The organism is Nocardioides sp. NPDC004968 (genome assembly GCF_040608935.1).
Taxonomy (GTDB): domain Bacteria; phylum Actinomycetota; class Actinomycetes; order Propionibacteriales; family Nocardioidaceae; genus Nocardioides.
This window is the reverse complement of record NZ_JBEXJF010000002.1, coordinates 353,611-377,688: the sequence shown is the minus strand read 5'-3', so window position 1 is coordinate 377,688 and position 24,078 is coordinate 353,611. Positions and strand designations below refer to the sequence as shown.

Below are 24,078 nucleotides of genomic sequence, written 5' to 3'. Positions count from 1 at the left end.
GTCAGGCTCCTTGTGCGTGGGGGTGAGCGGTCGGTCGGTGGTGACGTCCGATGGGGACGACCATCGGTGTGCCCGAGACGGGGTCGACGATGACCTGGGACTCCAGACCGAAGACCTGCTCGACGCGGTCGGCGGTGACCACCTCGGCGGGCGTGCCGGTGGCGGCGATCTTTCCGCCGCTCATCGCGATCAGGTGGTCGGCGTAGCGGGCGGCCAGGTTGAGGTCGTGGAGCACCATCACGACGGTGGTGCCTCGCGAGGAGCGGAGCCCGTGGAGCAGGTCGAGGAGGTCGATCTGATGGGCGACGTCGAGGAACGTGGTCGGCTCGTCGAGGAGCAGCAGGTCGGTCTGCTGAGCCAGCGCCATCGCCACCCAGACCCGCTGCCGCTGGCCACCGGAGAGCTCGTCGACGATCCGGTCGGCGAGGTCGAGCGTGTTGGTCAGCTCGAGCGCCTCGGCGACCGCCGCGTCGTCCTCGGGCGACCAGCGCTGCAGCGCGCCCCGGTGGGGCTGGCGACCGCGGCCGACCAGGTCGACGACGGTGATCCCCTCGGGTGCGATCGGCGACTGCGGCATCAGGCCGAGCGTCTTGGCCACCGCCCGGGTGGGCTGCTTGTGCACGGCTTTGCCGTCCAGGACCACCTGCCCGGAGATGGGCCGGAGCAGCCGCGCCATCCCGCGTAGCAGGGTCGACTTCCCACAACCGTTGGCGCCGACGATCACGGTGGTCAGGCCATCGGGGATCTCCAGCGAGACCTCGTCGACGATGGGATCAGCGCCGTAGCCGAGGCTCACACTCTCCGCAGCGAGTCTCATGACTTCCTTCCAGCTCGTCCAGCCCGCCCGCTGGCGAGCAACCACAACAGGAACGGCGCCCCGAACGCACCTGTGACGACACCGACCGGGAGGTTGGTGCCGGGGAATCCGTAGGCCGCGACGTAGTCGGCCCCGACCATCACGACGGCGCCGACCAGCGCCGCACCGAGGATCGTCGTACGCCCGCCGTTGAGGACTCGGGCGATCGGCCCGGCGACGAAGGCGACGAACGCGACCGGGCCGGTCGCGGCGACCGCCAGCGCACACAGCAGCACGGCGAGGAGGAGCAGCAGGTCGGCGTAGCGGTGGGTGACGCCGAGCGCGTTGGCCACGTCCGGACCGAGCTCGAGCACCCGCTGCGACTTCACCGTCCACGCGACCAGCGGGAGCAGGATCACCAGGGCGACGAGCAGGATCCGGATCGTCGGCCAGGAGGCCGAGTTGAGGCTGCCGGTCATCCAGCGCAGCGCGAGCTGGGCGTCGTACTCGTTGGCGCGGGTGAAGAGGTACTGGATCACGGCGACCAGTCCGGCGGCAGCGGTGACGCCGACGAGCACCAGCCGGTAACCACCGTCGCTGCCGGCCACCAGCCGGATCGTGACGGCGGTGAGCACCGCACCGATGATCCCGGCGACCGAGAGCGCCGATCCGTTCAGCGAGAGGACCACGATCGCGAAGACCGCCGACGCGCTCGCCCCGAGCGAGATGCCGAGCATGTCGGGGCTGGCGAGCGGGTTGCGCAACGTCGACTGGAAGATCGCGCCGGCGGCGCCGAAGGCGACTCCCGCCAGCACACCCAGGACCGCCCGCGGCAGCTTCGACTCCATCAGGATGAAGGTCGCGCCGGGGATCTCCTCCCCGCCGAGGATCCGGAAGAAGTCCGGCAGCGTGATGATGTAGTCGCCGGCGAGCACCCGGAGCGCGAACAGCCCGAACAGGGCCGACCCCAGGCCACCGGCCACCAGGACGAGCCGCCGCTGCGGGATGCGCCGGGCGCTGCGTACGACTGCGGTGGGGTTGATCGACTGAACGCTCATCTGTTCGCTCGCTGACGCTCGCTCATAGTCCGGCCATCCGTCCGCGGCGCAGGAAGAAGACGAAGACGGGTACGCCGACGACGGCTGTCATCACACCGACCTGGATCTCCGAGGGCGGCCAGATGACCCGGCCGACCACGTCCGCCAGGAGGGTGAGGGCGGCGCCGAAGCCCGCCGAGAGGGGGAGCACGCGGGTGTAGGCCGAGCCGACCATGACCCGGACCATGTGGGGGACGATCAGGCCGACGAAGCCGATCGGGCCGCACAGCGCGGTGGCGGTGCCGGTGAGGAGCACGACGCCGAGGCCGATGACGGCGCGGTCGATGCCGGTGCGCCGTCCGAGCCCGCGCGCGAGGTCGTCGCCGAGGGCGAGCGTGTCGAGGGTGCGGGCACCACCCAGGGTCAGCAGCGCACCGACGGCGAGGAAGGGCAGCCCGGTCAGGACGATGTCCCAGCCGCGGCCGCCGATGGTGCCGACCTGCCACAGCCGGATCACGTCGAAGGTGGCCTTGTCGGTGAGCAGGACGGCGGTGGTCCACGAGGTGACCCCGGCGGCCACGGCGGCTCCCGCTAGGACCAGCTTGGCCGGGGTCGCACCACCGGTGCCGAAGGAGGCGACCGTGTGAACGAGCACCGCGGCGACCGCGGCGCCGGCGAAGCCGAACCAGAGGTAGGCGTTGAGCGAGCCGATGCCGAAGACCGAGACCGCCAGCACCATCGCGAACGTGGCACCGGAGTTGAGCCCGAGGAGCCCCGGGTCGGCCAGCGGGTTGCGGGTCAGACCCTGCAGACAGGCGCCGGAGAGCGCCAGCGCGGCGCCGACCATCAGCCCGAGGACCGTACGCGGCATCCGGGTCTCCAAGATGCCCTGACCGACGCTGCCCTCACGCCACAGGTCCAGCGGGGAGACGAGCTTCGCGCCGATCAGCATCGAGGCGACGACGGCGACCAGGAGGACGCCGGCGAGCAGGATCACGACCCGCAGCATCGACGACCGACCCCGGCCGCGCGGATCCGCGGCCGGGGCTCGGTCGAGCGTCGTCGTGAGGGTCACTGACCCTCGAGTGCCTTGACGATGCCCGGGACGAACTCATCGATGGCGTAGGGCACCGACAGCGGCGTCGGGGTGCCCGCGGCGAGCGAGGCGACGTTGTCGGTCGAGGCCCACATGTGGCCGGCCTTGATCGCGGGGATCTGGCCGATCAGCTTGTCGTTGGCGTACGTCTCGGCGTCCGCGTCCTCCACCGCATAGGTGAACAGGAAGTCGGACTCGAGCTCGCTGGCCCTCTCCGCGGAGACCTGGGCGAAGAACTCGCCCTTCTTGGTGTTCTCCTCGACGACCGGCGCGTTCTTCATGCCCAGGTCGGAGAGGAAGTCCGGGCGGGCGTCCTCGGTCGTGTAGAACGGGATCTGGGAGAGGTCGGCGGTCGACAGCGCCGCCCAGACGAAGGTCTTGCCCTGGATCTCCGGGGTGTCCTTCTTGACGTCCTCGTAGAGCTTCTGGGTGTCGGCCTCGACCTCGTCGGCCAGCTCGTTGCGACCGGTGGCCTTGCCGACCATGTCGAGGGAGTCCTCCCACGCGGTCGCCCACGGCTGGTCCGGGTAGGCGACGACCGGCGCGATCTCGGAGAGCTTCTTGTACTCCTCCTCGGTGATGCCCGAGTAGGTCGCCAGGATCAGGTCGGGGGTCTGCTTGGCGACCTCGTCGACCGGAATGGCGTCGGTCTGGTCGAGGATCGCCGGCATGTCGGCGTCGAGTTCCTCGAGCTTCTCGTCGAACCAAGGCGTGGTGCCATCCTCGTCGCCGCCCCAGGTGACCTTGGGGATGCTGACGGGCACGACGCCCAGCGAGAGGAGCATGTCGGCGTCGTTGACACCGACGACGGAGATGCGCTTCGGCTCCTCCTCGATCTTGGTCTCGCCGAAGGCGTGCTCGATGGTCACCGGGAAGGCACCCGAGTCGGCCTTCGAGGTGGACTCCTGGCCGGAGTCGGCGGAGTCGGTGGAGCCCGTGCTGCAGGCAGCCAGGCCAGAGACAGCAAGCGCGGTGCTCACTGCGATGAGTACGGGACGACGGATCACGTGGGGAACCACCTCGGGTTAGGCAATGCTTAGTTAGGACAGCCTAAACACATTCTGGTTTCCACGAGATATCGGCCCCCAGAGTTTGGGACGACGCAGCGGGCGGTCAGGGCCTGACGAACGCCACCCGCTCAGCCTCGACCCGATCCCGGATCACGCAGTCGAGCGAGTGGTCGTTGACGATCCCCATCGACTGCATGAACGCGTACATCGTCGTCGGCCCGACGAACTTCCAGCCTCTCTTCTTGAGGTCCTTGGAGAGGCTGATCGAGGCGGCGGAGGTGGCCACCACCTCCGGGACCTCGAGCGGCTCAGGCTCGAACCCCCAGACGTACGCAGCCAGCGACCCGCGCTCCTCGATGAGCTCGACCGCGCGGCGGGCGTTGTTGATCGCCGCCTCGATCTTGCCGCGGTGGCGGATGATCCTCGCGTCCTGCAGGAGCCGTTCGACGTCACCCTCGTCGAACTCGGCCACCAAGTGGTAGTCGAAGCCGGCGAAGACCTCCCGGAACGCGGGGCGCTTGTTCAGGATCGTGCGCCAGGACAGCCCGCTCTGGAATCCCTCCAGGCAGATCTTCTCGAAGAGCCGTACGTCACCGCCGGCCGGAAATCCCCACTCGGTGTCGTGGTAGCCGAGGAACTCCGGCGCCCCTCCGGCCCACGCGCAACGCGTCTGGCCGTCGGGGGCCAGGAATGGTGCTTCACTCATCCACCCGACCCTAGCCGCGACCACCGACATCCACCTTTCTCAAAGCAGATGGCGGATCGAGGCGAAGTGAGCCCGGATCTCGTCGTCGGTCCCGGAGCCGTAGATCTGGAGGACCTCGGCCAGGCCGGGTGCGACATCGCGCAGGGCGTCGACGGCCTGCTGGAGCTCCCGGCCGGACGCCACCGCGCGCAGTACGCCGCGCACCGCCGCACCGCCCTCGACGGCCGCGGCACGGGAGCCGGTGGTCAGCTCCGAGGAGAGCTCACGGATCTCGTCGAGCCGCTCGTTGATCTGGGAGGTGGTGAGGCCACCCGCTTCGGCGCCGAGGTCGATCAGCGCGTGCAGACGTGCCAGCGCTATCGGGTTGGCGATCTTGACCCGCTGCCCGGTCATCAGGTGCGACAGCATCGCCGGGCTCAGGCCGAGCACCTTGGCGGTCGTCGCCTGGGTGAGACCCAGCGGAGAGGTCGCGCGCCGCACCAGCTCACCGAGCGGCTCTCCGTACAGCTCGCGCTGCTGCCGGATGTTCTCCTCGACGCCCATGCCAGCAATCTACACAAGTAGACAAGAAGTTTGCAAACGTACTTGCGGCGTATACGTTAGTGAATCTAGGGTGCTGCCCATGCGAACAGGACGTGTCATCGCCGCCGGCCTCGCCGGGGTCCTCGCCCTAGCCGTGGCCGGCACCGGCGTCGCCCCCGCTGCCGCCGCCGAGGAGCAGACCCAGGGGACGTACGGCCGGATGATCCTGGTGCTCGACTCCTCCGGCTCGATGAAGGAGCCGGCCGGCGGAGGCAGCACCAAGATCGAGGCGGCCAAGCAGGCGCTCAACACCGTGATCGACGACCTGCCGGAGGACGCCGACGTCGGCATGCGGGTGTTCGGCGCGAAGGTGTTCGGACGCAAGCAGAAGGGCGCCTGTGAGGACACCCAGCTGGTCGTCGAGCCCGGCACCGGCAACCGCGACGACCTGAGGTCGGCGGTGAGCGGCTACAAACCATTTGGCGAGACCCCGATCCCGGTTGCCCTCGAGCGCGCCGCCGAGGACATCGGCGCCGAGGGCAAGCGGTCGATCATCCTCGTCTCCGACGGCGAGTCGACCTGTGGCGACCCGTGCCCGGCAGCGCAGGCTATCGCCGGTCAGGGCATCGACCTGCAGATCGACGTCGTCGGCCTCTCGGTCTCCGGCAAGGCCCGCAGGCAGCTGGAGTGCATCGCCGAGAAGGGCAACGGCACCTACTACGACGCCGACGACGCCGAGGGCATCGGCGAGTCGATCTCGGGCGCCTCGCAGCGGGCGCTGCGGCCGTTCGAGTTCACCGGCACGCCGGTGAAGGGCACGCCGGACGCCGCCGCCGCACCCGTCGTGAAAGCGGGACAGTACCTGGACACGATCCAGACCCGCGGCGAGCGCTACTACCGCTTCGAGCGCACCGCGCCGGGCACCACCGTGCACTTCGGCCTGATCTTCGAGGGCGAGTCCGAGGATCTGGTCAGCAACCTGAACGCGCAGATCAGCATCGAGGACGAGAACGGCGACCTCAGGCAGTGCCGACGGGCGGTCGTGCAGAGCACGACTCACGGCGACGGAAGCCGGCTCATCTTCGGCTCGACCCACAGCGCGGACACCGACCCGGAGGCGCCGTGCAACACCGCGGACGAGCTGTTCTTCGACACCGAGTCAGGCGGCAAGGACACCGGTGCGATCGCCGGGAAGCCGGTCCAGCTGATGGTCTACGAGGAGCCGCCGGTCAGTGCGGCCGCGCTCGACGCCCTGCCTCCTCAGACCGAGGAGCCGACCTGGACGGACCTGTCGCCGGTCGAGCCGACCAGCGACATCGTCCCGGGCAGCGCGATCGCCAACGCGCCGATCCTCGAGGACGGCACATACTCCTTCGACATCAATCCTGGTGAGAACCAGGTCATCGGCGTCCCCGTCGGCTGGGGCCAGCACCTACAGGCCCAGTTCGACGCCAGGATGACCGACGCACTCCGCCGCGAGTGGGGACTCGGAGCGGGCGTGGAACTCGACGTCATCGGGCCGCTCGGCGGCGAGGCCACGGTCGACCTCGGCAGCAAGTCGCCGGAGAGCTGGTGCACCACGGGACTGCTCCAGAACTGCCCGGACGCCTGGCGCACCGGCACCCTCTCCAACGTCATCGCCTACCGCAACCGATTCGACTACGCCGACGCGGAGGCCTCGACCGGCCTGCCGGGTGTCCACTACGTACGGGTGCAGTACCAGCTCGACGAGAACATCAACGTGCCCTACACCCTCACCATCGAGACCGTCGGCGAGGACGGCGCCGGTGAACCCGACTACGAGAAAGTCTCCGGGCTCACGCCGCCGACCGCCGACCTCAACCTGAACTCGGCGGACGGCGCCGAGGACCCGGACGGCTCGGGTGGCTCCGGCAAGAACGAGGCGAGCAACGGGACCGGCACGGACGACGACGCCAAGGCGTCCGGCGACACGGTCAAGCTGGTCGCCGGCATCGGCGGTGCCGGGCTCGGGATCGCCGCGCTCGCGGCGGCGGCCGTGCTGCTGATCCGGAGGCGGCGCGCCTAGCTCAACAGGAACGCACTGCCCGCCAGCAGCAGGACCCCGGCGAGCGCCAGCACGACGATCGGCCACACCGGCCGGTCGTCGTGCTGATTCGTACGCCGGATCGCGGTCTTCTCCCGAGTGTCCCGGGGCGTCGGCGGAGGCGGAGGGGGCGGAGGCGACATGCGCCCGGCGGCGTACTGGTCCAGGACCTCGATTTCGCCCGGCTCCCACGGCCTCGACGGCACGGCCTCGGCAAGCAGTTGCCGGAACTCCCCCGCGGACTGCGGCCGGGCGGCGCGATCCTCGCCGACCGCGCGCAGCAGCAGCCGCCCCAGCGGCGTCGGTGGCACGTACGCGGCATCGTGCGGCGGCCTCATCCCGGTGAGCAGATGCAGGCCGGTGACCGCGGTGGCGTAGAGGTCGTCACGGGGGTCCGGGTCGAACCCCTGGTCAGGTGCCATGTAGCCCGGCGTACCGATCATCACGTTCGCCTCGGTGAGCCGCGGCTGGTCGGCGGGCACAGCGACGCCGAAGTCGGAGAGCCGCACGTGCGGGACGCCCGCGCCGGTCACCTCCAGCAGCAGGTTGCCCGGCTTCACGTCGCGGTGCACCACGCCGGCGGCGTGCACCGCCTCGAGACCCGCCAGCGTCTGGTCGAGGACCGCGTCGACCCACTGCTCGGAGAGCCCGCCGTAGTCACCCAGCAACATGGCGACCGAGCCACCGCGCAGCAGCGGCATCGTGAACAGCACGTTGTCGTCCTCGCCGGCCCAGCCGAGCGGGGTCACGACGTGCGGGTGGTGGATCCGGGTGGCCTGCTCGCGGATGAACCGGAGCAACGAGGCGGCATCGCGCTGACGCAGCAGCTTGGCGGCCTTGATGTCGCCCTCGCGACGGTCCTGGACCTGCCAGACCGCGCCCATCCCTCCCTCCGCGATGGGCTCCAGCAGCTCGTAGCGCCCCGCGAAGACCTCGCCCACCGGCCGCTCAGATCTTGGTGCGGTGGAAGCTCTGGAAGCTGCGCGAGGCGGTTGGGCCGCGCTGGCCCTGGTAGCGGCTCCCGTACTTCTCGCTGCCGTAGGGGTTCTGAGCCGGCGAGGTGAGCCTGAAGAAGCAGTACTGACCGATCTTCATCCCCGGGTAGAGCTTGATCGGCAGGGTCGCGACGTTGGCCAGCTCGAGCGTCACATGGCCGGAGAAGCCCGGGTCGACGAAGCCGGCGGTGGCGTGGGTGAGCAGTCCGAGACGCCCCAGCGACGACTTCCCCTCGACCCGCGCGGCGATGTCGTCGGGCAGGCTGACGGTCTCGTACGTCGACCCGAGCACGAACTCGCCCGGGTGCAGGATGAACGGCTCGTCGCCCTCGGTCTCGATCTGCCGAGTGAGCTCCGACTGGTCCACGGCCGGGTCGATCGTGGCGTACTTGTGGTTGTCGAAGACCCGGAAGAACCGGTCCAGACGTACGTCGACGGACGACGGCTGCAGCATCGACTCGTCCCAGGGGTCGATGACGATCCTTCCGTCGTGGATCTCGGTCAGGATGTCCTTGTCGCTGAGCAGCACGGGGCAAATCTAGTCCAAATCCGGTTGAATCAGGGCCATGGCACTGGATGCGCTGATCCCCGGCGGATATCGCCGGTACGTCGCGCTGGGCGACTCCTTCACCGAGGGCGTCGGTGACGCCGATGCCCGCCGCCCGAACGGCGTACGCGGCTGGGCCGATCGGGTCGCCGAGGTGATGGCCGAGCGGACTCCCGAGTTCACCTACGCCAACCTCGCCGTCCGCGGCCGCGGGATCGACCGGATCGTCAAGGAGCAGGTCGAGGCGGCGATCGCGCTCGAGCCGGACGTGGTGACGATCTACGGCGGGTCGGTCGACCTGATGTGGCCGCACGTCGACATCGACGCCCTGCTCGCGACCTACGAGTCGGCGATCGAGCAGCTCGTCGACAGCGGCGCGAAGGTGCTCGTCTTCACCGCGTACGGCGCGCGGGCGTCGACCGTCGGGCGCCTGCTCCGCGGACGCTTCGCGGTCTACAACGAGGCCGTGCGCGAGATCGCTCAACGGCGCGGTGCGACGCTGGTCGACTTCTGGCGGATGACCGAGTACGACGACGCCGGCTACTGGGACGGCCACGGCTTCCTGGGCGCCCCCGGCCACCAGTTGATGGCGATCAAGGTCCTCGACACCCTCGGCGTACGCCACCACCTGCCCACCCCGAAACCCCTGGTCGTCATCGAGGAGCCGAGCATCGGCGGGCCCATCCGCGAGGTCCGGCGGCTGGCTGCCCGCGCCCTCCCCTGGGCCGTACGCCGCGTGCTCCGCGGCCCCGCGGGCGACGGGCTCTCGGCCCGCTATCCCCAGATGACGCGACTTTCCTGACCGGTTTCACACCTGGCTGGGTGTGTGGGGTAACATCCTGGTCGCACCTGCGGACGTAGCTCAGTTGGTAGAGCGCAACCTTCCCAAGGTTGATGTCGCGAGTTCGAATCTCGTCGTCCGCTCCATAGATTCGGGCCGTGCCATGTGGCGCGGCCTGTTTCAGTTCACTTGCACGATCCAAGTGACGCAGCACACGATCGCGGGTGTTTGCGACTTGCGTCCATTAAGATTGGGTTTCTGTTTTCCAATCATTGTGTGAACGACACGTAAAGGATCACTCGACATGCCCGCGGGCTCGAGCAACCGATTCACCGACGGACGAGTCCCCGACCACGGCATCGGAGATCTGTTCACCTACGAGGCGCGTCTCCAAGCGCGACTCGATGTCGAAGCGGCCCTGGCCGAGGCCGAGGCGGCCGTGAAGGTGATCCCCGCGGAGGCCGGCGAGGCGATCGCCGAGGCCGCCGATCTGGGCAAGCTCGACATGGACCGGATCGAGAAGGCCACCGCCGAGCACAGCCACCCGCTGACGCCGCTGGTCGAGGAGCTCTGCCGGGTCGTCGGTGCGAAGCACGGTGGCTGGGTCCACTGGGGCGCCACCACGCAGAACATCACCCAGACCGCCGACCTGATCCTGCTGCGCCAGGCACACGACAAGATCCTCGACCTGCTCGGCGATCTGCTGCGCTCGCTCTCGAAGGTCGCCGAGGCCGGCGCCGAGGTGCCGATGCCGGGGCGCACACACTCCCAGCACGCGGTCCCGATCACCTTCGGCTTCAAGGTCGCCATCTGGATCGACGAGATCGCCGCCCACGTCGACCGGCTCCGCTCGGTCGAGGACCGCGTCTTCCGGCTGCTCATGGGCGGCGCGGCCGGCACCATGGCCTCCTTCGGCTCCCACGCCCGCGCCATCGAGACCGAGACGGCCTCCCGGCTCGACATGGGTTCGATGCCGGTCCCCTCGCGCGCGATCAACGACGGCATGGTCGAGTGGGTCTCGATCCTGGGGATGCTCGGCGGCACCGCCGGCAAGATCGGCAAGGACGTCTACTCGATGATGCAGCCCGAGTTCGGGGAGGCCTTCGAGCCGATCCCCGAAGGCACCATCGGCTCCTCGACGATGCCCCACAAGCGCAACCCGCAGCTCACCCTCGACGTCATCACCGCCGCCACCCAGCTGCGCGGGCTCGTCGCCCCGGCGATGGAGTCGATGCTCCACGACCACGAGGCGAACGGCGCCATGACCGGCATCCTCGAGGACGCGGTCGCGCAGGCCTCTCGCCTGGCCGGCGACGTACTCGCCAGGCTCGTGGTCATCTTCACCGGCTTGACCTTCGACGAGGAGCGGATGCGCGCCAACCTGGCTCTCTCCGGCGGCCTCATCGGCTCCGAGTCGCTGATGCTCGAGCTCGGCGAGCGGATCGGCCGCCAGGTCGCCCACGACGTCGTCTTCGAGCTCGCCCAGCGCTCCGCGGTCGACGACATCGACTTCGCCTCGCTCCTCGCCGATTCGCCCGAGGTCTCCGAGCACTTCACCCGCAGCGAGATCGCCGACCTGCTCGACCCGTGCCGCCACCTCGGCGAGTCCGCCAACATCGCCCGCGCCATGGCCGAGCACGCCCGCCGGGTGGCCGACGACATCCAGATTCCTGCCGTCTGAGGCTGGCGTTGCACGGACGTCGATAGGCTGCGTACGTGTCTTTCGAAGGTTTTCCCGTGGCAGCGCTCGACTTCTACGACGACCTCGAGGTCGACAACACCAAGTCGTTCTGGGAAGCCCACAAGCACGTCTACAAGGAGTCGGTCCACGCGCCGATGAAGGCGCTCACCGACGAGCTCGCCGAGGAGTTCGGCAGCGCCAAGATCTTCCGGCCCTACCGCGACGTACGTTTCTCGAAGGACAAGCTCCCCTACAAGACCCACCAGGGTGCCTTCGTGGCCGTGGCGCCGCAGACCGGCTACTACGTCGAGGTCTCACCGCGCGGCATCCGCACCGGCGGCGGCTGCTACTGGTTCGAGCCGCCCCGGCTGGCGGCCTTCCGCGACGCCATCGTCCACGACCACTACGGCGCTGACCTGGAGAAACGCCTCGCGGTCTCGGAGAAGAAGGGCTACGAGGTCACCGGTGACCGCCTCAAGACCGCCCCGCGCGGCTTCGACAAGGACCACCCCAAGATCGAGCTCCTCCGCTACAAGTCGATCCACCTCGGCCGCACCATCGGCTTCGAGCCGATCATCCACACCCCCGACCTCGTCGGCGAGGTGAAGAAGGACTGGCGGGCCGTACGTCCCCTGGTCGAGTGGATCGCCGAGCACGCCGTGGCGTGAACTCCTGCGTGACAGGACCGATACGAGATAGTCCGGGACGTTTCAGCCCATTACCAGTCGGTAGATGGGCTCGAACGTCCCGGACTATCTGGCGTCAGGGCTTGGTGAAGCTCGCCATCGTTCGCTCGGGCTCCCAGAAGGCCTTCATGGAGGCGATGCGGCCCTCGTCGTTGACGGTGTAGACCATGATCAGCTCGGTGGTGGTGTAACTGCCGTCGGGGAACGACGTCTTGATCTTGCCGATGTTGGCGCAGGTGTTGCCGGCGGGGTTGGCGAAGGAGTCGTTGATCTCGAACTCGAACTTGTGGACCGAGGCGATCGCCTTCTCCCAGAACGCCTTGAGGCCCTCGTGACCGTGGTGGCCCTTGCCCTCGGGGTCGAACATCGACGGCCCGACGGGGTCCTCGAGCACGCAGTCCTCGGCGTAGATCGTCAGCCACTCGTCGAGATCGCCCTTGGCGACGGCGGCATAGGAGCGCTGCCCGGCCGTACGTGCGGGGTGTTCGTCGTCGGGGGCGTTCCAGGTGATGGCGTCGGAGGAGATCATGCGGCAGATCGTACGCCGAAACTGGAACGTGTTCTACCTGATCGTGGAGTCCCGCCCGGATAGGGTCACCGGGTGACCGTCTCGGAGACCGCTCGCGGGACCGCGACACCGGGGCGGGACTTCGATCGGCTCTGGCTGGCGACGGCGACGAGCCAGGCCGGGTCGACCATCGCGTACGGCGCCCTGCCGCTGGTCGCGGTGCTGGTGCTCGGCTCCTCGACGTTCCAGGTGTCGCTGCTGGCGGCGCTGTCCGGGTTCGCGGCCGCGGCGGCGGGAGTCCGGCTCGGGCCGTGGATCGAGTACCGGTTCAAGCGGCCGACGATGATCGGCGCCGATCTGATCCGGTTCGCGGCGATGCTCAGCATCCCGGCGGCGGGGATCTTCGACCTGCTCACCTACGCCCACCTGTGCGTCGTCGGTGTCCTGGCCGCGACCTGCGAGCTCGCCTTCACCGCGGCCGCCGGCGCCCACCTGAAGGCACTGGTCGCCCCGGAGGCCAGACTGGTCGCCACCAGCCGGCTGGAGACGACGTTCTGGACCATCTTCACCGCCGGCCCGCCGGTCGGCGGCGCACTCGTCTCGGCGTTCGGGCCGACGCTGACTGTGCTCGTCGACGCGGTGACGTACCTGCTCTCCGCGCTCGGCATCCGCTCGATCCGTACGCCGGAACCGCAACCACCGACGAGGAAGCCGCAGCACCGGCTGGCCGAGGTGACCGCCGGCTGGCGCTACATCCTCGCCAGGCGCGATCTGCGCGCACTCTTCCTGAACGCGGCCCTCTTCGGCTCGTGCGTGATCGCGACCAGCCCGCTGCAGACCGTGCTGACCCTGCGGGTGCTCGGCATGGAGCCGTGGATGTACGGCGTCGCCATGGGTCTACCCTGCCTCGGCGGCATCCTCGGCGCCATGTGCGCACCTCGCCTCACGAACCGGCTCGGCGAGCGGGCGGTGCTGCTCGGTTCCGGCGTCGCGCGCACCCTCTGGACCATCCCGATCGCCTTCACCCCGAGCGGCCCGGTCGGCTTCGCGTGGTTCACCGCCGCCAACTTCGGGCTGATCCTCTGCGCCGGCGTCTTCAACCCGACCTTCGCCACCTACCGGATGCGCGAGACCGCCGACGATCACATGGCGCGGGTGCAGGCGGCATGGTCGATCACCATGAAGGTCGCCCAGCCCGTCGGCGTCCTGGCGGCCGGCGCACTGGCCGCGGCGACGAGCCCTCGGACCGCGATCGCGGTGGCCGGAGGCGTACTTCTGCTCTCCTCCGGACTGCTTCCCTGGCGCACCGTTGTGACGAAGAACCCTACCTGTGAGTAGCCCCGGGCTTGCCACCCCTCGAGGGCAAGCCTATTCTTAATGTTACCCGCCAGTAGTGCGTGCCGACCGGCGCTCCCGCAACTGGTAAATCCGACAAAGGTTATGAAGGTGGATCAGTGAGCCACTACAAGAGCAATCTCCGCGACATCGAGTTCAACCTGTTCGAGGTCTTCGGCACCGACAAGGTCCTCGGCACCGGTCCCTTCGCGGACCTGGACGTCGACACCGCGAAGGAGATCCTCGCCGAGGTCGAGCGTCTCTCGCGCGAGGATCTCGCCGAGTCGTTCGTCGAGGCCGACCGCAACCCGCCGGTCTTCGACCCCAAGACCAACACCGCGCCGGTCCCGGCCGCGTTCAAGAAGTCGTACGACGCGTGGATGGAGTCGGGCTTCTGGAGCCTGCACACTCCCGAGGAGATCGGCGGCCAGGTGGCCCCGAACTCGCTCGTGTGGGCGACCGCCGAGATGCTGCTCGGGGCCAACCCGGCGATCTGGATGTACGCCGCCGGCCCGTTCTTCTCGAAGGTCGTCTTCGAGAACGGCAACGAGCGCGACAAGCGCATCGCCAAGTTCATGGTCGAGAAGCTGTGGGGCTCCACCATGGTGCTGACCGAGCCCGACGCGGGCTCCGACGTCGGCGCCGGCAAGACCTTCGCCACGCCCAACGAGGACGGCTCCTGGAACATCACCGGCGTCAAGCGCTTCATCACCAGCGCCGAGTCGGACCTGCAGGAGAACATCATGCACCTCGTCCTCGCCCGCCCGAAGGGCGTCGAGGGCGTCGGCGGCCCGGGCACCAAGGGCCTCTCGCTCTTCCTCGTGCCGAAGTACCACTTCGACCACGAGACCGGTGAGCTCACCGGCGAGCGCAACGGTGCGTACGTCACCAACGTCGAGCACAAGATGGGCATCAAGGTGTCCAACACCTGCGAGCTCACCTTCGGCGACCCGCAGGTCGGCGGCGGCGAGGCCGCCAAGGGCTGGCTGCTCGGCGAGGTGCACGACGGCATCCGCCAGATGTTCGACGTCATCGAGAACGCTCGGATGATGGTCGGCACCAAGGCGATCGCCACCCTCTCGACCGGCTACCTGAACGCTCTGGAGTACGCCAAGACCCGCGTCCAGGGCGCCGACCTCGTCGCCGCCGCGAAGACGGACCCGCGCGTCACGATCACCCACCACCCCGACGTACGCCGCTCGCTGCTGGTGCAGAAGTCGTTCGCCGAGGGCATGCGCGCGCTGGTCTACTACACGACCGCGTGGCAGGAGAAGGTCGTCCTCACCGAGGACGGCTCCGACGAGAACAAGCTGGCTGCCGCGGTCAACGACCTGCTGCTGCCGATCGTCAAGGGCTACGGCTCCGAGCGTGCCTGGGTGCTGCTCGGCACCGAGTCGCTGCAGACCTTCGGTGGGTCGGGCTTCCTCCAGGAGTACCCGATCGAGCAGTACGTCCGCGACGCCAAGATCGACTCGATCTACGAGGGCACCACCGCGATCCAGGGCCAGGACTTCTTCTTCCGCAAGATCGTGAAGAACCAGGGCGCCGCGCTCGGCCAGATCGCCGGCGAGATCCAGGCCTTCCTCGACGCCGAGGGCTCCGCCGAGCTCAAGGAATCGCGTGCGCTGCTCGGGACCGCTCTCGAGGATGTCAACGCGATCGTCGGGCACATGTTCAACGACCTGATGGCCTCCCAGGAGGAGATCACCAACATCTACAAGGTCGCCCAGAACACCTCGCGCCTGCTGCTCGCCGTCGGCGACGTCGTGGTCGCGTGGCTGCTGCTGCGCCAGGCCGAGATCGCCCTCGCCGCCCTCGCGGGTGACCCGGGCAAGGACAAGGACTTCTACACCGGCAAGGTCGCCGCCGCGAAGTTCTTCGCCTCCTACAACCTGCCGAAGCTGACCGCTGAGCGGGCCATCGCCGAGGCGATCGACAACTCGATCATGGATCTGCCCGAGTCTGCTTTCTGACTCTGATCCGCTCGTACGCTGCGGCCCGCCCGGTTCTCCGGGCGGGCCGCTGTGCGTCCGGCGGAATTCCTCGGGCACGCTCGGTGGTTGAGAAGTCACGTGACCTCTGTGACCGAACCCCGGCTGCGTACGAACTCCGCGCAACACACCCGCGGTTTCTGGTCGGTGGCGTTCCTGTTCGCGGTGACGATGGGCTTCGCGGCCGCGCCGGCGCCGCTCTACGTCTTCTACGTGGACGAGCAGGGCTGGAGCTCGTTCGTGATCACGGTGGTGTTCGCGACGTACGGCGCGGGGGTGGCGATCTCGCTCTTCCTCGCCGGCCACCTCTCGGACCGGTTCGGGCGGCGGCGGGTGGTGGCGCCGGCGGTGCTGCTCAACGTGCTCTCCGCGCTGATCTTCCTCTCGACCCATGAGCTGGGCTGGCTGCTGCTGGCGCGGCTGCTGTCCGGACTGGGCGTCGGGATGCTGACCGCGACCGCGACGGCCCATCTCGCCGAGCTGCACCGGCGCAGCCGGCCGGAGGCTCCGGCGACCCGGGCCGAGGTGGTCGCGACCGCGGCCAACATCGGCGGACTGGGCCTGGGCCCGCTGGTCGCGGGCGCGCTGGCCGAGTGGGCGCCGCGACCGCTCTACACGCCGTACGCGGTCTTCGCGTTCCTCATGGTGCTCGGGCTGCTCGCGGTCGTGGCGGCGCCGGAGACGGTCGACACCGACCAGCCGGGGTGGACCTACCGGCCGCAGCGGGTGCGGGTCCCGGCCGACGCGCGCGGCGCCTACTTCGCCGCGGGGATGGCGAGCTTCGTGGCGTTCGCGATGTTCGGCTTCTTCACCTCGCTGGTGCCGTCGTTCCTCGCCGAGGATCTGGGCATGCACTCGCACGCCGTCGCGGGCATGGTCGGGTTCTCCATCTTCGGGGCCGCGGCGCTCTTCCAGGTGCTGGCCGGGCGCTGGCCCCGCCATCGCCTGTACGCCACGGGGCTTGTCGCGCTGACCGCCGGACTGCTCCTGGTCGTCGGCGCCCTGCTGGCCGGCACGTTCTGGGTGCTGGTCGTCGGGGCCGTCGTCACCGGGGCCGGGTCGGGGATGTCGTTCAAGGCGGCGGTCGCCACCGTGATCTCGGTGGCGCCGGCGAACAGCCGTGGCGAGGCGCTGGCCGGGCTCTTCCTGATGGCCTATCTCGGGATCACGGTGCCGGTGGTGCTGCTGGGGATCCTGGTGCAGTACGTCGCGACCGAACCCGCCATGCTCGCCTTCGGCGCGCTGCTGCTGGTGCTGCTCGGGGTCGCGGCTCGTGGGGTGGCGGGGGCGCGGCGTACGGCCTGATCTGCGGCAGGCCGTGATGCGGGGGACGGTATGGAGGCCTGAACCGGCTGGGTAGCGTGGCGCGCCACCCCCAACCTCTGGAGTTCTGCCATGACCATCGGCCTAGGGATCATCCTGCTGGTCCTCGGACTCATCCTGCTCACCAGCGCGGTGGATCTGCCCGACGAGCTCGCCAACGCGATCGCCAGCGAGCCACTCGGCTGGATCTTCGTGATCGCCGGCGGCCTCGCGATCGTGATCGGCGTGCTGCTGTCGGTGAACCGGTCCCAGCACACCACCGCCGTCGAGCACCGGCAGTACGACCCCAGCCCCTATGGCGGCAGCCCCCAGGGGGCTTACCCTCCTGGCCCTCCGTCGCAGGGGCACTACCCGCCGGCCGGCCAGCCCATGCAGGGCGCCCCTCACGGTCAGCAGTTCGGCTCCGGCCACCCCGGCGGCCGGGCCTGACCCGATCAGCGACGACGCGTCGGGCGTAGCTGGTCGCGGGCGGCGCGGCGTACCGCTTCGCTCAGGTCGTCGAGAGCGATCGAGTCGAGGCGCCAGCGCTGCCAGAAGAGCTGGATGTCGATCGGCTTCGCGCCCGGGAGCGGGACCGTCGCGCCTGACTCGAGGTCGGCCTCGGCCTGCGCGTCGAGGAGCATCCCCCAGCCGAGACCGCGCCTGATGGCCTCGTGGAAGTCGTGGCTGCTCGGGACCCGGTGGACGACCGGTGGCCGGGTCGCGCCGTGCGCCGCCAGCACCTCGTCCTGGAGATGGTCCTTCTCGTTGAAGACGATCATCGGGATCGCGCCCCAGTCGATGCCTCGGCCCTTGCGGTGGCGCTCGATGAGCGTCGGGGCCGCGCCCGGGGTGTAGCGGAGCCGGCCGAGCGGCTCGACCGTGCACCCCTGGACCGGCTTCGGCTCGCTGGTGACCGCGGCGAGGACCTCGCCACGGCGCAGCGCGTCGGCCGAGTAGCCCTGGTCCTCCACGGTGATCCGCAGCGCCGTCCGATCCCAGGTCGCCACCTCGTCGAGCACCGGACGGAACCAGGTTGCGAGGGTGTCCGCGTTGACCACGACGGAGAGGTCGACGACAGTGGCGTCGCCGGTCTTGTCAGCGCTCAGGGTCGCGGCGGCCTCGTCGAGCAGCAGGCGGAGCTGTCGGCCGTGCCTGATCAGGGGCTCGCCGGCCTCGGTGGGGGTGCAGGGAGTCGTACGCCGCACCAGCACCTGCCCGGCCGCGCGCTCGAGCGCCCGGATCCGCTGGCTGACGGCGCTCGGGGTGATATGGAGGCGTCTCGCCGCGGCGTCGAAGGTGCCTTCCTCGGCGATCACGACGAGCGTCTCGAGCTGGGTCGGGTCGAGGGCGGGCATGTCTTAAGTGTGGCTCATCTTCGGTTAGATTCTTTCGCTGGTCTGTAGACACGTGGCGGCTTAGCGTCGCTGATGTGATCAACGCCAGCCTCGCCGGGCTCCTCACCGGGCTCAGCCTCATCATCGCCATCGGGTCCCAGAACGCGTACGTCCTGCGGCAGGGCATCCTGCGCTCGCACGTGCTCGCCGTGGTGGCCGTGTGTGCGGTCTCCGACCTCCTCCTCATCTGTGCCGGGGTCGCCGGCATGGGAGCGGTCGTCCAGAGCGCCGGGTGGGCGGTGGAGGTACTGCGCTGGTTCGGGGTCGTGTTCCTCGGTTGGTACGGCATCGGGTCGTTCCGGCGGGCGCTGCGGCCCTCGGGGATGGATGCCGCGGACGCGCCCCGGGAGACACTCCCCCGGGTGATCGCCAAAGCCGCCGCCTTCACCTGGCTCAACCCGCATGTTTACATCGACACACTTGTGCTCCACGGGTCGATCGCGGCGACCTACGGCTCGACACGTTGGGGGTTCGCCATCGGCGGATGCCTGGCCAGCATCATCTGGTTCGCCGGTCTCGGCTACGGCGCTCGGCTCCTCGCGCCGCTGCTCGCCAGCCGACGTGCCTGGCAGGTGCTCGACAGTCTCATCGGGTGCATGATGCTCGCGATCGCCGGCGGGCTCGCGCTGGGCGGGCTGGGCTGACCGGGCGGGCCGCCCTTCAAATCCGGCCATAGTCAAATCCGGCCAATGTGTTGACCAGCCGCCTAGTGTGGCCGCATGCCGTGGACGACCTCCGATATTCCTGACCTGACCGGCAAGAACGCCGTGGTGACCGGACCGACGCTGGGCGGGATCGGCTACTTCGTCGCGCGCGGCCTCGCGGCTGCTGGGGCACGGGTGATCCTGGCGGGGCGGTCCTGGGAGAAGCTCGACGCGGCCGCGGAGGCACTGACCGAGGAGGTTCCCGGCGCGAGCCTCGACCGGGTCGCGCTCGATCTCTCCTCGCTCCAGGCGGTACGGGCGGGGGCCGAGGCGATCGCGGCGGCGACCTTCGACGGCGGCGGGCCGCTGCACCTGCTGGTCAACAACGCGGGCGTGATGGCGACGCCGCAGTCGCGGACGGTGGACGACCTCGACCTGCAGATGGCGACCAACCACTTCGGGCCGTTCCTGCTGACCGGGCTGCTGCTCGAGCCGCTGGCCGAGAGCGGCGGGGGGCGGATCGTGACCATGGCGAGCGTGGCGCACAAGGTGGCCCGCAAGGCGCCGCTCGGGTTCCCGACGGTGCAGGTCGGGCGCTATTCGCCGTGGGGCGTCTACTCCCAGTCGAAGCTCGCCAACCTGCTCTTCACCTTCGAGCTCCAGCGGCGCTTGGAGAAGGCGGGGCTGCCGGTCGGTGCGTACGCCGCCCACCCGGGGCTCGCCTCGACCCGGCTGATGGCCAACGGCGCTTCCCGGACCATGATCGCGCCGATCGCGAGCATCGGCGAGGCCGCCGTCCGGGCCATGGCGCAGACCCCGGAGGCCGGCGCCTGGCCGGCCCTGATGGCGGCGACCTTCCCCGGGCTGGAGCCCGGGACGTACGTCGGGCCGAGCGACGCCTTCGAGGGTCGCGGTGTGCCGAAGCCGGTCAACGCCTCGCGCCTCGCCCGCGACCCCGAGGCTGCTCGGGCGCTGTGGGAGCTCTCCGAGCAGACCACGGGCATCGCCTACCCCTGACCGGCCCAGACCAAAGTCTGGCCCCGATCGCTACCTCCGGCCGATGCCCCGAAGGTGCCTCGGATCCTAGATTCACCAGGGTGAGCAAGAAGGTCCAGATCTGGTCCCGGACGATCTCCGGGCATGCCCATCATCTCGAGGTGACCGGGGAGATCATCCGTACGTTCGTGTGGACCGTCGACGGCGAGGAGGTCCTCACCCGGAAGACCTCCGACGACCGGGCCCGTCTTGAGAGCAAGGAGCACGGGAGCCTGCTCGTGATCCACTCCGGGCTCGGTACGCCGCGTCGCGCGACCTACTTCGAGCCTGGCGAGGACCTGGCTGGGATGGCCGGCATCGGCGGCACCGACCTCAACCCGGAGCCGGGATCACGGGCCGCTGCGTACGAACAGCGGGTGATCGACCACCCCAAGCGCTATGCGCTCATCGAGACCCTCGGCGGTGCCGCGGGCGTGGTCGGCGGCATCGTCGCCGCGATGATCGTCGCGTGGATCGTCGCCCGGATCTCGCTCCCGGACATCGACCTCCCGCTCCCGAACCTGCCGGATCTCCCCGACCTGCCGCTCCCCGACCTCCCCAGCATCCCGTGGCCATCGATCCCGTGGCCGGACCTGCCGAACGTACAGGTCCCCGAATGGGTCAAGTGGGTCGCCAACCACCTGAAGTACGTCTGGCCCATCGTCCTCGCCTTCGTCCTGGCCCAGGGCGAGATCAAGCGCCGCCGCAAGCACGCCGAGGCGTCAGCCGCACAGGCCGAGGCGTCAGCTACGTCGGCCGAGAAGTCACGCCCGCTGGCCGAGAAGGCAGAGGATGACACCTCGCCCGACGCGAGTGACGCTTCGGGCGACGGGGGTGACGTCTCGGCCGACGCGGTTGCGGACTCGGCGGAGGAGGGTCAGCGGCGGGGCTTGTAGGTCGGCTTCTCGCGCTTGAAGGCGGCCTCGCGGGCGATCTTGGTGTTCTCGCCGAAGAGGAGGCGGAGCTGCTCGATGCGCTCGCGGGAGAAGGTGCGCTTGATCGGGGCGTACCAGGTGTCGTTGAAGAGGCGCTTGGCGGCAGCGAGCTGGTCGGGCGAACGCTCGGAGAGCTTGCGGGCGAAGGCTGTCGCGGTGGCGACCGGGTCGGCGGAGAGCTCGGTGACCAGGCCCAGCTCGTAGGCGCGCTCGCCGGAGAACTGCTCGGCGGTCATGGTGAGCTTCTTGGCGGTGTCGATGCCGACGACCTCGGAGAGCGACCGGATGCCGGTCATGTCGGGGATGATGCCCCACTTGCCCTCGAGGATCGACCACTGCGAGTCGGGCTCGGCGATGCGGAAGTCGGCGCCGAGGGCGATCTGTACGCCACCGCCGAGGCAGTGACCGTGGACGGCCGCGATCACCGGGACCGGCAGCCGGCGCCAGGCCCACACCGACTCCTGGAAGAGGTTGGTGCCACGGAAGGGCCTGGGCAGGAAGGCGCCGACGATCTTCTTCGGGTCACGCAGGACCGAGGCGAAGTCGAGACCGGCGGTGAACGCGTCCCCCTCACCGGCGATGACCACGGCGCGCAGGTCGTGGTTCTTGCCGAGCACCTTGGCGGTGTCGACCAGCTCCTGGAGCAGCTCGAGCGTCAGCGCGTTGAGCTTGTCCGGGCGGTTGAGACGCACCTGGGCGATGCCGTCGTTGATTTCGGTGGTGACGAGGGGCATGGGGAGAACATTACGGGGCAGTAGGCATGATGGGGCACATGGCTGACCCACGCGCTGGAACGCTCGCTACGCCCGCCGACCTGGTCGACGTACCTCACCTGGTCGCCTCCTATTACAACCTGCAGCCGGACCCGGACGATCCGGCCCAGCAGGTCGTCTTCGGCACCTCGGGGCATCGCGGGTCCTCGCTCAAATCGGCCTTCAACGAGACGCACATCCTGGCCACGACCCAGGCGATCGTCGACTACCGGACCTCGCAGGGAATCGACGGGCCGCTGTTCATCGGGCGCGACACCCACGGCCTCTCCGAGCCCGCGTGGGCGAGCGCGCTGGAGGTCCTGGTCGCCAATGACGTACGCGTCCTGGTGGACGACCGCGACGGCTACACCCCCACGCCGGCGGTCTCGCACGCGATCCTTCGTGCCAACGCCGGGCGGGTCTCGACAAGCTCGACCACCGGAGGGTCCGGCCTCGCCGACGGGATCGTCGTGACCCCGTCCCACAACCCGCCGTCCGACGGCGGCTTCAAGTACAACCCGCCCCACGGCGGTCCCGCCGACTCCGATGCCACCAAGGTCATCGCCGCCCGCGCCAACGACCTGATCCGCGCCGGGCTCTCCGGCGTCAAGCGGGTGCCGTTCGCCGCCGCGCGGCGCAAGGCCGAGGCGTACGACTTCCTCGGCTCCTACGTCGACGACCTGCCCAACGTGGTCGACCTGGCCGCCATCCGCGATGCCGGGGTGAAGATCGCCGCCGATCCGCTGGGTGGGGCCTCGGTCGCCTACTGGGGCGAGATCGCCGAGCGGCACAAGATCGACCTCAACGTGGTCAACGAGCTGGTCGACCCGACCTGGCGCTTCATGCCGCTGGACTGGGACGGCAAGATCCGGATGGACTGCTCCTCCCCCAGTGCGATGGCCGAGCTGGTGCGCTTCGTGGAGAGCACCCCGGAGTTCGACATCGCCACCGGCAACGACGCCGACTCCGACCGGCACGGGATCGTCACCCGCGACGCCGGGCTGATGAACCCCAACCACTTCCTCGCGGTCGCGATCGACCACCTCTTCGGCGGCGCGCGCCCCGACTGGCCGGCGACCGCGCGCATCGGCAAGACGCTGGTCTCGTCCTCGATGATCGACCGGGTCGCGGGTGCGCTCGACAAGCCCTTGGTCGAGGTTCCGGTCGGGTTCAAATGGTTCGTGCCGGGACTGATCGACGGCTCGTTCGGCTTCGGTGGCGAGGAGTCGGCGGGCGCCTCGTTCCTGCGCTTCGACGGCACCGTGTGGACCACCGACAAGGACGGCATCATCCTCGCCCTGCTCGCCTCCGAGATCCTGGCGCGCACCGGGAAAAGCCCGTCCCAGCGGTACGCGGAGCTGGTCGCGGACCATGGCGAGCCGGCGTACGCCCGGATCGACGCCCCGGCCTCGCGCGAGGAGAAGGCGAAGCTCGCCGCCCTCTCCCCCGAGGCGGTGACCGCGACGACCCTGGCCGGTGAGGAGATCACCGCCAAGCTCACCGAGGCGCCGGGCAACGGCGCGGCCATCGGCGGCCTGAAGGTGACCACCGAGTCGGCCTGGTTCGCGGCCCGGCCGTCGGGGACCGAGGACGTCTACAAGATCTACGCCGAGTCGTTCCGTGGACCCGACCACCTGGCAAAGGTCCAGGAGGAGGCCAAGGCGGTCGTCTCCGCCGCCCTGGCCTGATCAACGCATCCAGAACGGGCGCTCGGCGTCCTCGCGCACCGTCACGTTGACCCGGTTGAAGAGGTTGTGGGTGGCGATGCAGAGGACCAGGGCAGCGGTCTGCTTCTCGTCGTAGTGCTTGGTGACCTCACGCCAGAGTTCGTCCGGCACGGCGTCCTCGGAGTCGGCAAGGCGGGTGAGGGCATCGGCGAGAGAGAGGGCTGCCTTCTCGGCCTCGTCGAAGAACGGCGACTCACGGAAGGCGGCCAGGCCGACGACCTTCTCGATCGGCAGGCCGACCTCGGCGAGACGTACGGCATGCCCCTGGAGGCAGGCGGCACAGCCGTTGAGCTGACTCACCCGGATGGCGACGAGCTCGGTCGTGGTCTCGGGAAGGCCACCCTCGGCCACGGCGGCCAAGAGGTTGCCGATGCCCTTGAATGCCTGCGGGATGACTTCTGCGGGGTTCTTCATTCGGTTGCTCATGCCATCCCTGACCCGCCCCGCCGCATCGATGTGACAGGTCGGTGAAAGAAAAATTTCTTTCACGGAAGCGGTCACATCTGGTCTGCTTCGCGGGTCGGGTCCAT

The 24,078-nt window shown here is 69.4% G+C and carries 24 protein-coding genes and 1 tRNA gene; 13 read left to right on the top strand and 12 right to left on the bottom strand.

The window, feature by feature from the left end:
- Position 1: 1 nt before the first annotated feature.
- From ABZU72_RS04325 to ABZU72_RS04300, 6 genes are all read right to left on the bottom strand, one after another.
- Positions 2–817 carry an ABC transporter ATP-binding protein gene (locus ABZU72_RS04325; RefSeq protein ID WP_355017674.1) on the bottom strand — a complete coding sequence of 272 codons (816 nt, stop codon included), beginning with the start codon at positions 815–817 and terminating at the stop codon, positions 2–4.
- The gene (locus ABZU72_RS04320; protein WP_355017673.1) at positions 814–1,854 is read right to left on the bottom strand and encodes an iron chelate uptake ABC transporter family permease subunit; all 1,041 of its coding nucleotides are present in this window, start codon (positions 1,852–1,854) and stop codon (positions 814–816) included. Before ABZU72_RS04320 ends, ABZU72_RS04325 begins: the two co-directional genes overlap by 4 nt.
- A 22-nt stretch (positions 1,855–1,876) precedes the next feature.
- A complete protein-coding gene (locus tag ABZU72_RS04315; RefSeq protein WP_355017672.1) occupies positions 1,877–2,908 on the bottom strand; it encodes an iron ABC transporter permease in 1,032 nt (343 codons plus the stop codon).
- Positions 2,905–3,936: an iron-siderophore ABC transporter substrate-binding protein gene (locus tag ABZU72_RS04310; protein ID WP_355017671.1), complete on the bottom strand. Its 1,032-nt coding sequence runs from the start codon at positions 3,934–3,936 to the stop codon at positions 2,905–2,907. Before ABZU72_RS04310 ends, ABZU72_RS04315 begins: the two co-directional genes overlap by 4 nt.
- A 106-nt stretch (positions 3,937–4,042) precedes the next feature.
- Positions 4,043–4,645, bottom strand: coding sequence for a DNA-3-methyladenine glycosylase I (locus ABZU72_RS04305; protein ID WP_355017670.1), 603 nt, complete (start codon positions 4,643–4,645; stop codon positions 4,043–4,045).
- A 39-nt stretch (positions 4,646–4,684) separates the two neighbouring features.
- Positions 4,685–5,188 (bottom strand): DNA-binding protein, encoded by a 504-nt coding sequence (locus ABZU72_RS04300; protein WP_355017669.1) that lies wholly within the window; start codon positions 5,186–5,188, stop codon positions 4,685–4,687.
- A gap of 79 nt (positions 5,189–5,267) precedes the next feature.
- Between ABZU72_RS04300 and ABZU72_RS04295 the strand changes: the two genes are divergently transcribed.
- A complete protein-coding gene (locus tag ABZU72_RS04295; protein WP_355017668.1) occupies positions 5,268–7,214 on the top strand; it encodes a VWA domain-containing protein in 1,947 nt (648 codons plus the stop codon).
- Here ABZU72_RS04295 and ABZU72_RS04290 read toward each other — a convergent pair.
- Positions 7,211–8,173 (bottom strand): serine/threonine-protein kinase, encoded by a 963-nt coding sequence (locus ABZU72_RS04290; RefSeq protein ID WP_355017667.1) that lies wholly within the window; start codon positions 8,171–8,173, stop codon positions 7,211–7,213. The genes ABZU72_RS04295 and ABZU72_RS04290 overlap by 4 nt on opposite strands.
- Before the next feature lie 7 nt (positions 8,174–8,180).
- A complete protein-coding gene (dcd, locus tag ABZU72_RS04285; protein ID WP_141794788.1) occupies positions 8,181–8,756 on the bottom strand; it encodes a dCTP deaminase in 576 nt (191 codons plus the stop codon).
- Positions 8,757–8,793: 37 nt separating this feature from the next.
- Between dcd and ABZU72_RS04280 the strand changes: the two genes are divergently transcribed.
- From ABZU72_RS04280 to ABZU72_RS04265, 4 genes are all read left to right on the top strand, one after another.
- Positions 8,794–9,576: an SGNH/GDSL hydrolase family protein gene (locus ABZU72_RS04280; RefSeq protein ID WP_355017666.1), complete on the top strand. Its 783-nt coding sequence runs from the start codon at positions 8,794–8,796 to the stop codon at positions 9,574–9,576.
- A 49-nt stretch (positions 9,577–9,625) separates the two neighbouring features.
- Positions 9,626–9,701 (top strand) — tRNA-Gly (locus ABZU72_RS04275).
- Positions 9,702–9,859: 158 nt separating this feature from the next.
- Positions 9,860–11,236: an adenylosuccinate lyase family protein gene (locus ABZU72_RS04270; protein WP_355017665.1), complete on the top strand. Its 1,377-nt coding sequence runs from the start codon at positions 9,860–9,862 to the stop codon at positions 11,234–11,236.
- Between the two features lie 35 nt (positions 11,237–11,271).
- On the top strand, positions 11,272–11,904 hold the full coding sequence (locus tag ABZU72_RS04265; protein WP_355017664.1) for a DUF2461 domain-containing protein: 633 nt from the start codon (positions 11,272–11,274) through the stop codon (positions 11,902–11,904).
- A gap of 94 nt (positions 11,905–11,998) precedes the next feature.
- Here ABZU72_RS04265 and ABZU72_RS04260 read toward each other — a convergent pair whose 3' ends face one another.
- A complete protein-coding gene (locus ABZU72_RS04260) occupies positions 11,999–12,451 on the bottom strand; it encodes a nuclear transport factor 2 family protein (RefSeq protein WP_355017663.1) in 453 nt (150 codons plus the stop codon).
- A gap of 72 nt (positions 12,452–12,523) precedes the next feature.
- Between ABZU72_RS04260 and ABZU72_RS04255 the strand changes: the two genes are divergently transcribed.
- The 4 genes from ABZU72_RS04255 to ABZU72_RS04240 all read left to right on the top strand — a co-directional run bounded on the left by ABZU72_RS04255 (position 12,524) and on the right by ABZU72_RS04240 (position 17,508).
- Entirely contained in the window at positions 12,524–13,768 is a 1,245-nt protein-coding gene (locus tag ABZU72_RS04255) for an MFS transporter (RefSeq protein WP_355017662.1), read from the top strand.
- 116 nt (positions 13,769–13,884) lie between these two features.
- Positions 13,885–15,738 (top strand): acyl-CoA dehydrogenase, encoded by a 1,854-nt coding sequence (locus ABZU72_RS04250; protein ID WP_355017661.1) that lies wholly within the window; start codon positions 13,885–13,887, stop codon positions 15,736–15,738.
- A 99-nt stretch (positions 15,739–15,837) separates the two neighbouring features.
- A complete protein-coding gene (locus tag ABZU72_RS04245) occupies positions 15,838–17,061 on the top strand; it encodes an MFS transporter (RefSeq protein ID WP_355017660.1) in 1,224 nt (407 codons plus the stop codon).
- A 90-nt stretch (positions 17,062–17,151) separates the two neighbouring features.
- Positions 17,152–17,508, top strand: coding sequence for a hypothetical protein (locus ABZU72_RS04240; RefSeq protein WP_355017659.1), 357 nt, complete (start codon positions 17,152–17,154; stop codon positions 17,506–17,508).
- A gap of 5 nt (positions 17,509–17,513) precedes the next feature.
- Here ABZU72_RS04240 and ABZU72_RS04235 read toward each other — a convergent pair whose 3' ends face one another.
- Positions 17,514–18,416, bottom strand: a complete 903-nt coding sequence (locus ABZU72_RS04235; RefSeq protein ID WP_355017658.1) for a LysR family transcriptional regulator ArgP — start codon at positions 18,414–18,416, stop codon at positions 17,514–17,516.
- A 74-nt stretch (positions 18,417–18,490) separates the two neighbouring features.
- Between ABZU72_RS04235 and ABZU72_RS04230 the strand changes: the two genes are divergently transcribed.
- From ABZU72_RS04230 to ABZU72_RS04220, 3 genes are all read left to right on the top strand, one after another.
- A complete protein-coding gene (locus tag ABZU72_RS04230; protein WP_355017657.1) occupies positions 18,491–19,099 on the top strand; it encodes a LysE/ArgO family amino acid transporter in 609 nt (202 codons plus the stop codon).
- 75 nt (positions 19,100–19,174) lie between these two features.
- Positions 19,175–20,116 (top strand): oxidoreductase, encoded by a 942-nt coding sequence (locus ABZU72_RS04225; RefSeq protein ID WP_355017656.1) that lies wholly within the window; start codon positions 19,175–19,177, stop codon positions 20,114–20,116.
- Between the two features lie 80 nt (positions 20,117–20,196).
- A complete protein-coding gene (locus ABZU72_RS04220) occupies positions 20,197–21,030 on the top strand; it encodes a hypothetical protein (RefSeq protein WP_355017655.1) in 834 nt (277 codons plus the stop codon).
- Here ABZU72_RS04220 and ABZU72_RS04215 read toward each other — a convergent pair.
- On the bottom strand, positions 21,012–21,803 hold the full coding sequence (locus tag ABZU72_RS04215; RefSeq protein WP_355017654.1) for a crotonase/enoyl-CoA hydratase family protein: 792 nt from the start codon (positions 21,801–21,803) through the stop codon (positions 21,012–21,014). The genes ABZU72_RS04220 and ABZU72_RS04215 overlap by 19 nt on opposite strands.
- Before the next feature lie 38 nt (positions 21,804–21,841).
- Between ABZU72_RS04215 and pgm the strand changes: the two genes are divergently transcribed.
- The gene (gene pgm, locus ABZU72_RS04210; protein WP_355017653.1) at positions 21,842–23,509 is read left to right on the top strand and encodes a phosphoglucomutase (alpha-D-glucose-1,6-bisphosphate-dependent); all 1,668 of its coding nucleotides are present in this window, start codon (positions 21,842–21,844) and stop codon (positions 23,507–23,509) included.
- Here pgm and ABZU72_RS04205 read toward each other — a convergent pair whose 3' ends face one another.
- Entirely contained in the window at positions 23,510–23,974 is a 465-nt protein-coding gene (locus ABZU72_RS04205; RefSeq protein WP_355017652.1) for a carboxymuconolactone decarboxylase family protein, read from the bottom strand. It lies immediately after the preceding gene.
- Between the last annotated feature and the right edge of the window lie 104 nt (positions 23,975–24,078).

Coding starts and splice junctions, on each gene's coding strand:
- ABZU72_RS04325 (WP_355017674.1), bottom strand. CDS start 817: ATGAGACTCGCTGCGGAGAGTGTGAGCCTCGGCTACGGCGCTGATCCC.
- ABZU72_RS04320 (WP_355017673.1), bottom strand. CDS start 1,854: ATGAGCGTTCAGTCGATCAACCCCACCGCAGTCGTACGCAGCGCCCGG.
- ABZU72_RS04305 (WP_355017670.1), bottom strand. CDS start 4,645: ATGAGTGAAGCACCATTCCTGGCCCCCGACGGCCAGACGCGTTGCGCG.
- ABZU72_RS04300 (WP_355017669.1), bottom strand. CDS start 5,188: ATGGGCGTCGAGGAGAACATCCGGCAGCAGCGCGAGCTGTACGGAGAG.
- ABZU72_RS04295 (WP_355017668.1), top strand. CDS start 5,268: ATGCGAACAGGACGTGTCATCGCCGCCGGCCTCGCCGGGGTCCTCGCC.
- ABZU72_RS04280 (WP_355017666.1), top strand. CDS start 8,794: ATGGCACTGGATGCGCTGATCCCCGGCGGATATCGCCGGTACGTCGCG.
- ABZU72_RS04270 (WP_355017665.1), top strand. CDS start 9,860: ATGCCCGCGGGCTCGAGCAACCGATTCACCGACGGACGAGTCCCCGAC.
- ABZU72_RS04260 (WP_355017663.1), bottom strand. CDS start 12,451: ATGATCTCCTCCGACGCCATCACCTGGAACGCCCCCGACGACGAACAC.
- ABZU72_RS04240 (WP_355017659.1), top strand. CDS start 17,152: ATGACCATCGGCCTAGGGATCATCCTGCTGGTCCTCGGACTCATCCTG.
- ABZU72_RS04235 (WP_355017658.1), bottom strand. CDS start 18,416: ATGCCCGCCCTCGACCCGACCCAGCTCGAGACGCTCGTCGTGATCGCC.
- ABZU72_RS04225 (WP_355017656.1), top strand. CDS start 19,175: ATGCCGTGGACGACCTCCGATATTCCTGACCTGACCGGCAAGAACGCC.
- ABZU72_RS04215 (WP_355017654.1), bottom strand. CDS start 21,803: ATGCCCCTCGTCACCACCGAAATCAACGACGGCATCGCCCAGGTGCGT.
- pgm (WP_355017653.1), top strand. CDS start 21,842: ATGGCTGACCCACGCGCTGGAACGCTCGCTACGCCCGCCGACCTGGTC.
- ABZU72_RS04205 (WP_355017652.1), bottom strand. CDS start 23,974: ATGAGCAACCGAATGAAGAACCCCGCAGAAGTCATCCCGCAGGCATTC.